The sequence below is a fragment of the Bradyrhizobium sp. 14AA genome, assembly GCF_054185205.1.
Map to the genome: position 1 here is coordinate 198007 of NZ_JAVAYM010000015.1, position 9322 is coordinate 207328.

General features: G+C 65.7%; 5 protein-coding genes and 1 pseudogene. 2 read left to right on the forward strand and 4 right to left on the reverse strand.

The features are described 5' to 3' along the window. Window positions 1-4: 4 nt before the first annotated feature. Window positions 5-1228: a GGDEF domain-containing protein gene (locus tag RAD15_RS25965; RefSeq protein WP_458181034.1), complete on the forward strand. Its 1224-nt coding sequence runs from the start codon at window positions 5-7 to the stop codon at window positions 1226-1228. Between the two features lie 114 nt (window positions 1229-1342). Here the strand turns inward: RAD15_RS25965 and RAD15_RS25970 are convergent, their stop codons facing one another. From RAD15_RS25970 to RAD15_RS25980, 3 genes are all read right to left on the reverse strand, one after another. Then, window positions 1343-2479, reverse strand: a complete 1137-nt coding sequence (locus RAD15_RS25970) for an acyl-CoA desaturase (RefSeq protein ID WP_458181044.1) — start codon at window positions 2477-2479, stop codon at window positions 1343-1345. A 267-nt stretch (window positions 2480-2746) separates the two neighbouring features. Further along, window positions 2747-6265 carry a transcription-repair coupling factor gene (gene mfd / locus RAD15_RS25975; protein WP_458181035.1) on the reverse strand — a complete coding sequence of 1173 codons (3519 nt, stop codon included), beginning with the start codon at window positions 6263-6265 and terminating at the stop codon, window positions 2747-2749. Next, window positions 6262-6552, reverse strand: a complete 291-nt coding sequence (locus RAD15_RS25980) for an FAD assembly factor SdhE (RefSeq protein WP_458181036.1) — start codon at window positions 6550-6552, stop codon at window positions 6262-6264. The genes mfd and RAD15_RS25980 overlap by 4 nt, the downstream gene beginning before the upstream one ends. A gap of 196 nt (window positions 6553-6748) precedes the next feature. Between RAD15_RS25980 and recG the strand changes: the two genes are divergently transcribed. Next, on the forward strand, window positions 6749-8857 hold the full coding sequence (gene recG, locus RAD15_RS25985; RefSeq protein WP_458181037.1) for an ATP-dependent DNA helicase RecG: 2109 nt from the start codon (window positions 6749-6751) through the stop codon (window positions 8855-8857). Window positions 8858-9195: 338 nt separating this feature from the next. Here the strand turns inward: recG and RAD15_RS25990 are convergent. Further along, a pseudogene (locus tag RAD15_RS25990) lies at window positions 9196-9322 on the reverse strand (IS110 family transposase); the annotation flags it as partial.

Here is a 9322-nt window from a genome sequence, read left to right on the forward strand (position 1 = left end):
TTTGATGTCCCAGGCGGGCCCGATCCTGTTTGTGTCCAATGCCGGGCGGCCGGCCTTCATTGCGGCGCTGGACGAGGCCCGGCTCTTTCCCGTGGTCGACACCGACTGGGCCGGCGCGGCGCGCGCGGTCGAGCAGGTGCAGCCGGCTGCGGTTCTTGCCGCGATGCATGGTGGACATGAGCCGCACCTGGCGCTGCTCGCGAAGAAGATCGCCGATCAATCGCTCTACCTGCCCTTCGTGGCGCTCGATGCGCCAGGCACGCTCCCGCACAACGCCTTGCCCTTCTCCTCGCGCGGCGGCAATTCCGACCGCCTGATCGCGCGGCTTCGCGCCGCGCTGCGCGTGCGCACGCTGCATGCGACGGTGCTGCGCCGGTTGCCGGAAGTGAAGGTCGCGCTGCCGGAGGCCGATCCCGCCCGCGATGCCACCGTGCTCCTGATCGGCCGCGGTGCGGCCTATCCCGCCCTCTCCGTCGCCCTCGGTGAACGGGCCGGCGTCATCGGCGCGCTCTCGATCGAGGCCGCGGCAAAACATCTCAATACCCGCGACCTCGACGGCGTCGTGCTGGCCGAGGGTTTCACGGCGCGCGTGACCGATGCCTTCCTCACGGTGCTCGCCGAGGACACCCGCTTCCGCAGCCTGCCCGTTGTCGTCACCGCACACCAACTGACGCAGACCTACGACCTGCCCAATCTCGAGCTGATCCCGGGCGAGCCGGCGACGGTCGCAGCCAACGCGCTGCCCTTGATCCGCCAGCACGCGATGGAAGCGCAGCTGAGCCGCACGCTGCGCTCGATCGACGCCGGTGGCTGGCTCGATCCGCGCAGCGGCCTGCTCACGGTGGAAGCCTTTGCCCGCGATTTCTCCAAGGCGGTCGACCAGGCACTCGCCCGCGGCGGCGGCCTCTCCGTCGCGCGTTTCGCCTTCGACCCCAATAATCCCCGCGCCCAGCTCGATGCCGCGCGCATCCTGAGCCGTCTGATGCGGCAGATGGATTTTGGCGCGGCGCAGAAGGACGGCTCGGTCATCGTCGTGTTCGCGGAGACCGACTTCCGCACCGCTCACATGATCGCGCGCCGCCTATCCGCGGTGATGCGGCACACCTCGAACGGCAAGCACGAGATGCGCAGCGATCCCGTCGTCAGCGTGGACTCGCTGTCGCCGTCGGATACGGCACGGTCGCTGCTTGGGCGGCTGTCGGCCGACGCCTCGCGCGCGGCGTCGTAGCCACAACCTCGCTGCCGTAGGGTGGGCAAAGGCGCGTAGCGCCGTGCCCACCATTTTCAACAACGACGAAACTCGTGGGCACGCTCCGCTTTGCCCACCCTACGGTAGCTCGTGCTAGCCGCCGCCATTCGTCCCTGGTTTGGCGTTGGTCGCCAGAGCGGGAGTAGGCGCGGCCAGGAGAAATCCGACAGAGTCATTCAGAAGTTCGTGGGCGCGGTCGACGATGTCGTCCAGGGAGATCGTCTTCGTGAACATGCGCTGCGCTTCAGCCAGCAACTGCTCGCGGGTCGGCATGCTGGCCAGACGCAAATCGGCACGCTGCTGCAACAGGGTGATCGCGTCCCGCACCGACAATTCGGTCTCATGGATCGACGTCCTGATCGCCTGCGCGATGTGCTCGGGATTGAAGCGGGCAGCGAGCTGCTCGGCCGCCTGCTTGACCACGCGCGAGCCCAACCGGTGCTCGTTGCGAAGAACCAGCTTCGGGGGCGCTTTCAAATCCCGGACGATCCCGAACCAGGACAGGACCACCAGGATATAATAAGTGAAGTCGATCTCGTACCAGTAGAAGCCCTGCCGGGCGCTGGCCTGATAGGCGTGGTGATTGTTGTGCCACCCCTCGCCCATCGTGAAGAAGGCGAGCAGCCAATTGTTGCGGGAGTCGTCACCGGTCACATAGCGCCGGCGGCCGTGCACATGCGCGAGGGAATTGATGCAGAAGGTGGCGTGATACACCAGCACGGTGCTCCAGAGGAATCCGACCACGAGTCCCGACCATCCGGCGATCAGGAAGCAGAGGCCCGCGAGCACGAATGCCGGCAGAAGCTCGAGTTTGTGCAGCCACATCAACTCGGGATAGGCCGCCAGATCCGACACCTTCACGAGGTCGGTCGCATCGTGCTGCCGGTAGAAGATCCAGCCGAGATGGCTGTAGACGAAGCCCTTGTGCCGGGGTGAATGCACGTCCTTCGCTGTATCCGAGTGAAGATGATGATGGCGATGCTTGGCGGCCCACCACAGCACGCTCTTCTGGGCGCTGCTCTGGGCCAGGAAGGCCAGGATGAACTGAAACACCCGGCTGGTCGCGTAGGAGCGATGCGAGAAATACCGATGATAGCCGGCCGTGACCCCGAACATGCGCAACCAGTACAGAACCACGCATATGGTAACGGCTTGCCACGAGATGCCCGACCAGATCGCCGCGACGCATCCCAGGTGGACCAGTACGAACGGCAGGACCTGCGGATACATGACGTCGTCGTGCTCGTCGTCGTTGTCCAGGCCTGAATCGATATTGATAGACAAACTTGCGACCTCAATCTTTTCAAAGGGCGGGTACAAAAAACCCGCGGCCGGTAAACCAGTCGCGGGTCGCACGAACCATAGGCTCTGTGACGGGGCCAAGTCGTTTGGCCGAAACTCCACGAATCGAACATGGCTGTTGTTCGAGCATTCCGCAAGTGGCCAGATGTCGCTGTTTTCGTATCCAAATACCGCGTGACCGGGCCCGGGGAGCCCCTACGCCGCCTTCTTGCTCTCGGCGAGCTGCGCCAACTGCCGCATGATTTCGGTGGTTCCGGCGAGACGCTCTTCCGGAGTCTCCCAGTCCTGTAAAAATACCACCTTCATGTCGGGCCGCACCTTGGCAGCCTGGCCATGGCTCTTGATGAACGACACCAGCCGTTCGGGATGGGCGAACGAGTTGTCGCGGAAGGCGATGACGGCGCCCTTCGGGCCGGCGTCGATCTTGCCGACATTGGCCCTGCGGCAGAACGCCTTGATCGCGGCAACCTTGAAGAGGTAACGCACCTCGTCCGGCAGCACGCCGAAACGGTCGCGCATCTCGGCGCCAAAATTCTCGATCTCCTCCTCGGTGTCGAGATCGGCGAGGCGCCGGTACAGCGACAGCCGCACCGAGAGGTCGCCGACATAGTCCTCCGGAATCAGCACGGGCATGCCGATGGTGATCGACGGCGACCAGCGGTCGGCGGCGGGCTCGGAGACGCCGGCCTTGAGGTTGACGATCGCCTCCTCCAGCATCGACTGGTAGAGTTCGAAGCCGACTTCCTTGATGTGGCCGGACTGCTCTTCGCCGAGCAGGTTGCCGGCGCCGCGGATGTCGAGGTCGTGCGAGGCAAGCTGGAAGCCCGCCCCCAGCGTCTCCAGCGATTGCAGCACGGTCAGCCGGCGCTCGGCCTGCGCCGTGATCTTCTGCTGCGCCGGCAACGTGAACAGCGCGTACGCCCGCAGCTTGGAGCGGCCGACGCGGCCGCGGAGCTGATAGAGCTGGGCGAGGCCGAACATGTCGGCGCGATGCACGATCAGCGTGTTGGCGTTGGGAATGTCGAGGCCGGATTCCACGATCGTGGTCGACAGCAGGATGTCGAACTTGCCGTCGTAGAACGCGGTCATGATGTCCTCGATCACGGCGGGCGGCATCTGCCCGTGCGCGACCGCGACCTTCATCTCCGGCACGTTCTTGTCCAGGAAGTCCTTGACCTCGGCGAGGTCGTCAATGCGCGGCACCACATAGAATGCCTGGCCGCCGCGGTAACGCTCGCGCAACAGCGCCTCGCGGATCATCAGCGGATCGTGCGGAGCGACGAAGGTACGGACCGCCAAGCGGTCGACCGGGGGCGAGGCAATGATCGAGAGCTCGCGAACGCCGGTGAGCGCCAGCTGCAGCGTGCGCGGGATCGGCGTTGCCGACAGCGTCAGCACGTGCACCTCGGAGCGCAGCGCCTTCAGCCGCTCCTTGTGGGTGACCCCGAAATGCTGCTCCTCGTCGACGATGACGAGGCCAAGATCGCGGAATTTGATCGCCTTGCCGAGCAGCGCATGGGTGCCGACGACGATGTCGACCGAGCCATCGGCGATGCCCTTCTTGACCTCGTTGAGCTGCTTGGTCGCGATCAGGCGCGAGGCCTGTGCCACGTTCACCGGAAAGCCCTTGAAGCGCTCGGTGAAGGTCTTCGCGTGCTGGCGCGCCAGCAGCGTGGTCGGCACCACGACGGCGACCTGCTTGCCCTCGAGCGCCACGGCAAACGCCGCGCGCAACGCCACCTCGGTCTTGCCGAAGCCGACGTCGCCGCAGATCAACCGGTCCATCGGGCGGCCGAGTTCGAGGTCCTTCAGGGTGGACTCGATCGCACCCAGCTGGTCCTCCGTCTCATCATACGGGAAGCGCGCACAGAACTCGTCGTAGAGGCCCGGCTGCACCGGCAGCTTGGGCGCCTCGTGCAGATGGCGCGCGGCGGCGATCTTGATCAATTCGCCCGCGATCTCGCGGATGCGGTTCTTGAGCTTCGCCTTGCGGGTCTGCCAGCCGCCGCCACCGAGGCGATCGAGCTCGACCGTGGTCTGGTCGGAGCCATAGCGCGACAGCAGCTCGATGTTCTCGACGGGCAGGAACAGTTTTGTTTCGGCGGCATAGTGCAGTTCGAGACAGTCATGCGGCGCGCCGGCGACGTCGAGGGTCTGCAGGCCGACGAAGCGACCGATGCCGTGGTCGACGTGGACGACGATGTCGCCGGCCGAAAGGCTCGTGATCTCCGAGATGAAATTGTCGAGCTTGCGGCTCGCCTTGCGGGGCCGCACCAGGCGATCACCGAGGATGTCCTGCTCGCTGATCAGCGCGATCTCGTCGGTCTCGAAGCCGCTTTCGAGGCCGAGCACGGCGAGCATGGTCTCGTTGCGCGGGGTCGCCTGCACCGTGCGCCAGGTGTTGACGCTGGTGGTGTGGGTCAGCTTGTGGTCGCGCAGCATCGAATTCATGCGATCGCGCGAGCCTTCGCTCCACAGCGCGATCACGACCTTCTTGCGCTCGGCATGCAGCGCCATCACGTGGCTGACGACGGACTCGAACACGTTGACCGTGGTGTCATTGCGCTCCGGCGCGAAGTCGCGGCCCTTGCGGGCGCCGGCGTCGACGACACTCGTCCCGTCGGCCGGGACAGAGAACTGCGTCAACCGCACCAGCGGCATCGTGCTTTCGCGCTTGGTCCACTCTTCGTCCGTGAGATAAAGCCGGTCCGGCGGCAGCGGCTTGTAGATGGCGCCGCCGGCTGGATGCTCCATGCCATCGCGGCGGGCCTCGTAATAGTCCTGGATCTGCTTGAAGCGCTCGCGGATGGCGTCCTCGGCCTGCGGCTCGATCGCGACGGTCGCGCCTTGCAGATAGTCGAACAGCGTGTCCATCCGGTCCTGGAACAGCGGCAGCCAGTGCTCCATGCCGGGATGACGGCGGCCTTCGCTGACCGCCTCGTACAGCGCATCGTCGCGCTCGGGCGCGCCGAACTCGGCGACATAGCCCATGCGGAAGCGGCGGATGGTGTCGGTGACGAGCTGGAATTCCGAGATCGGCACCAGATCGAGCGCGCGCATATCGAGCAGCGTGCGCTGGGTCTCGGCGTCGAAGGTGCGGATCGATTCCAGGCTGTCGCCGAAGAAGTCAAAGCGGACCGGCTGCTCGAGGCCCGCCGGAAACAGATCCAGAATGCCGCCGCGCACGGCATATTCGCCAGGCTCGCGCACGGTCGAGGAGCGGTTGTAGCCGTTGTGCTCGAGCCAGGCGACAATGGTGTCCATCGGCACGACGTTGCCGGGCGCAACCGACAGCGCCTGCGCGGCAACGAGCTCGCGTGCGGGAACGCGCTGCACGATGGCGTTCACCGTCGTCAGCACGATCAGCGGCTTGTCGCTGCCGGTCAGGGAGGCCAGCCGCGCCAGCGTCGTCAGGCGTTGCGCCAGGATGCCGCCATGCGGCGAGACGCGGTCATAGGGCTGGCAGTCCCAGGCCGGGAAGATCAGCACCGGCAGATCGGGCGCGAAGAATTGCAGGGCGCGTTCGAGCTGCTGCATACGCGGGCCATCGCGGCAGACCACGGCAAGGCTCACGGCCGGCTTCTTCGGGCGCGCCGCGAGGGCGCGGGCGAGATCGGAGACGACCAGGCCCTCGGCGCCTTCCGCGACATTGGCAAGCGTCAGCGCGCGGCCGGGCGTGAGCAGCTCGGCCGGAGATTTCATTCCCTGCTTCATACGTCGCGGTCCGCGATCGGATAGGCCTTGATGCGGGCGAACAACGCGCCGGTGACATCGGCTGGCAGCACCTTGTCGCCGGTGATGGCGGCATAGAGATCGGGATCGTTGACCTCGAGCAGGGTCTCGAGCTCGGTCAACTCGGCGTCCGACAGATTGCCGATCTCGGCATCGGCAAAGCGGCCCAGGATCAGGTCCATCTCGCGCGTGCCGCGGTGCCAACAGCGGAACAGAAGCCGCTTGCGGCGATCGTCCAGCCCGTTGCTCGATCGTGTCGTTCCCGTCATGTCTCAAATCCAGTCAAACGCAGAAAGCCCGGACGTGCCGGGCCGGGGTGATATAGCCACTCGAACCGGTCGTGTCAGCCCTCGATTTGGCCTTTCGGTTTGATCTGGCTTGGTACCCGCTGCGGGCACGAAAAAAGACGTGGATGCCCGGCATAAAGCCGGGCATGACGAGCCGAAACGATCCTAGATTCGCCTGATGCGCCCCAGTCTGCTCAATCCGCTGTTTGCCCCCGTGACCAGCCTGCCCGGCGTCGGTCCGAAGCAGGACAAGCTGTTGCAGTATTTGCTCAGCCGGAGCGAGACGCCGCGGCTGGTCGACCTGCTGCTGCATTTGCCGAGCCAGGTCATCGACCGCCGGGCCCGGCCGAAAATCCGCGACGCGGTCCAGGGAACCATGGTGACGCTGGAGGTCACCGTCGATCGCCACCGCCCGCCGCCGCCGCGCAATGCGCGCGCGCCGTATCTGGTCTACGCCAGCGACGACACCGGCGACGTGGTGCTGACGTTCTTCCGCGCCAAACCCGGCTATGTCGAAAAGCTGCTGCCGATGGGGGGGAAGCGCTACGTCTCCGGCACGCTGCAGATGTACGACGGCATCCCGCAGATCGTGCATCCCGACCGCGTACTGGACGAGGAGGCGATCTCGAAACTCTCCGGGATCGACCCGGTCTATCCGCTGACGGAGGGCCTGGCGCTCGGCTCGCTCCGCCGCGCGATCGCGCAGGCGCTGCAGAAGCTGCCGGCCCTGCCCGAATGGATCAGCCCGGAGGTCCTGCGCCGCTGCAATTTCCCGGTGGTCACCGAGGCGCTCACCCGCGTGCATCAGCCGGTCGAGCTGACGGACATTCTGCCCGAAAAGCCGTTCTGGTCGCGCCTCGCCTTCGACGAGCTTTTGGCCGGCCAGCTCGCGCTCGCGCTGATCCGCGCCCAATTGCGCCGGCCGGCCGGCGTGCGCAACGCCGGCGATGGTCACCTGCGCAGCAAGATCATCGACGCCCTGCCCTATGCATTGACGCTGTCCCAGCGTGACGCGGCCGCGGCGATCGCCAGCGATCTGCAACAGCCCGTGCGCATGTTGCGCCTGCTCCAGGGCGATGTCGGTTCCGGCAAGACCGTGGTCGCGTTGCTCGCTGCCGCCGCCGTTGCCGAAGTCGGCAAGCAGGCCGCTCTGATGGCGCCGACCGAAATCCTGGCGCGCCAGCACATCAAGACCATCGCGCCGCTCGCCGAGCGCGCCGGCCTGCGGGTCGCGATCCTCACCGGGCGGGAAAAGGGCAAGGAACGGCGCGAACTGCTGGCGCAACTCGAAGCCGGCGAGATCGACCTGCTCGTCGGCACCCATGCGCTGATCCAGGACGATGTGATCTTCCATGATCTTGCCCTCGCCATCGTCGACGAGCAGCACCGCTTCGGCGTGCGCGAGCGCCTCGCGCTCACGTCGAAGGGCGAAGCGGTCGACGTGCTGGTGCTGAGCGCGACGCCCATTCCGCGCACGCTGGTGCTGACCTACTTTGGCGATATGGACATCTCCGAGCTGCGCGAGAAACCGGCCGGCCGCCAACCTATCGAAACCCGCACCATTTCGATGAGTCGCCTGGACGAGGTCACTGAGAGCATCGGCCGCGCGCTCCAGTCCGGCAAGCTGGTCTACTGGATCTGTCCGCTGGTCGAGGAGTCCGAGGCCGAAGGCACCGAGCATCTCACCAATGCGACCAAGCGTTTCGAGAGTTTGCAAAAACGTTTCGGCGACCGTGTCGGCCTCGTCCACGGCCAGATGAAGGGCACCGAGAAAGACCGCGTGATGGGCCAGTTCGCCGCCCATGAGATCGGCCTCCTGGTCGCGACCACCGTGGTGGAAGTCGGCGTCGATGTGCCGGCCGCGACCATCATGGTGATCGAGAATGCCGAGCGCTTCGGCCTCGCCCAGCTGCACCAGCTCCGCGGCCGCATCGGACGCGGCTCGGAGGCCTCGACCTGCCTGTTGCTTTATTCGGAGCCGCTCGGCGAGATGTCGAAGGCACGCCTGAAGGTGATCCGCGAGACCACCGACGGCTTTCGCATCGCTGAGGAAGACCTGAAGCTGCGCGGCGAAGGTGACGTGCTCGGTGTGCGCCAGAGCGGCCTGCCCGGCTATCGCATCGCGCGCTCGGAGGTCCATGGCCAGCTCATCACCCAGGCCCGCGACGAGGCGCTGCGCATCCTGAAGGACGATCCCAAGCTGAAAGGCGAGCGCGGCGAGGCGCTGCGGTGCCTGCTGTACCTCTACGAGCGGGACGAGGCGATCCCGCTGATCGGGGCGGGCTAGGCTGTCGTCGCCGCCGTAAGGTGGTGATAGACGGGCGACCGCTGTCTCCTCCTCGTCATATGTGGACGGCCCCTATTGGCAAGCGCTTTTTGAAGTATCGAACGAGTTGGTCTGCTTCGGTCATATGTCCGGCCTGTTGGTGCGGGGTTTATGACCGCTGGCCCTGATGAAATCCGATTGCCGCGGTCCCTATCATTGCGGCGAGCTTGGCGGCTCGTGACGATGTCGGGGTGTCCATGGCTTTCGGCGGTGACCGTATCGCTCATCACTTCTTTCGTGCTTACCAAACTTGAACAGGCTTACTCCTCTTGAAGGCGACTTGAGACGGTGAGGTGCACTCAAGCCTTGACATAGGTGTCGGTACGGAAGCCCTCACCCGTGGTCATGACCGCCCAGCAGATCCTTGCCAGCTTGTTGGCGAGAGCCACGGCGACCAGCCGCTCGGGCTTCCTGGCTCGCAGCGCG

What these genes read in the sequence shown, in the direction of transcription:
- RAD15_RS25965 (WP_458181034.1), top strand. Translation starts at nt 5, where the DNA reads ATGTCCCAGGCGGGCCCGATCCTGTTTGTGTCCAATGCCGGGCGGCCG.
- RAD15_RS25970 (WP_458181044.1), bottom strand. Translation starts at nt 2,479, where the DNA reads ATGTATCCGCAGGTCCTGCCGTTCGTACTGGTCCACCTGGGATGCGTC.
- mfd (WP_458181035.1), bottom strand. Translation starts at nt 6,265, where the DNA reads ATGAAGCAGGGAATGAAATCTCCGGCCGAGCTGCTCACGCCCGGCCGC.
- RAD15_RS25980 (WP_458181036.1), bottom strand. Translation starts at nt 6,552, where the DNA reads ATGACGGGAACGACACGATCGAGCAACGGGCTGGACGATCGCCGCAAG.
- recG (WP_458181037.1), top strand. Translation starts at nt 6,749, where the DNA reads ATGCGCCCCAGTCTGCTCAATCCGCTGTTTGCCCCCGTGACCAGCCTG.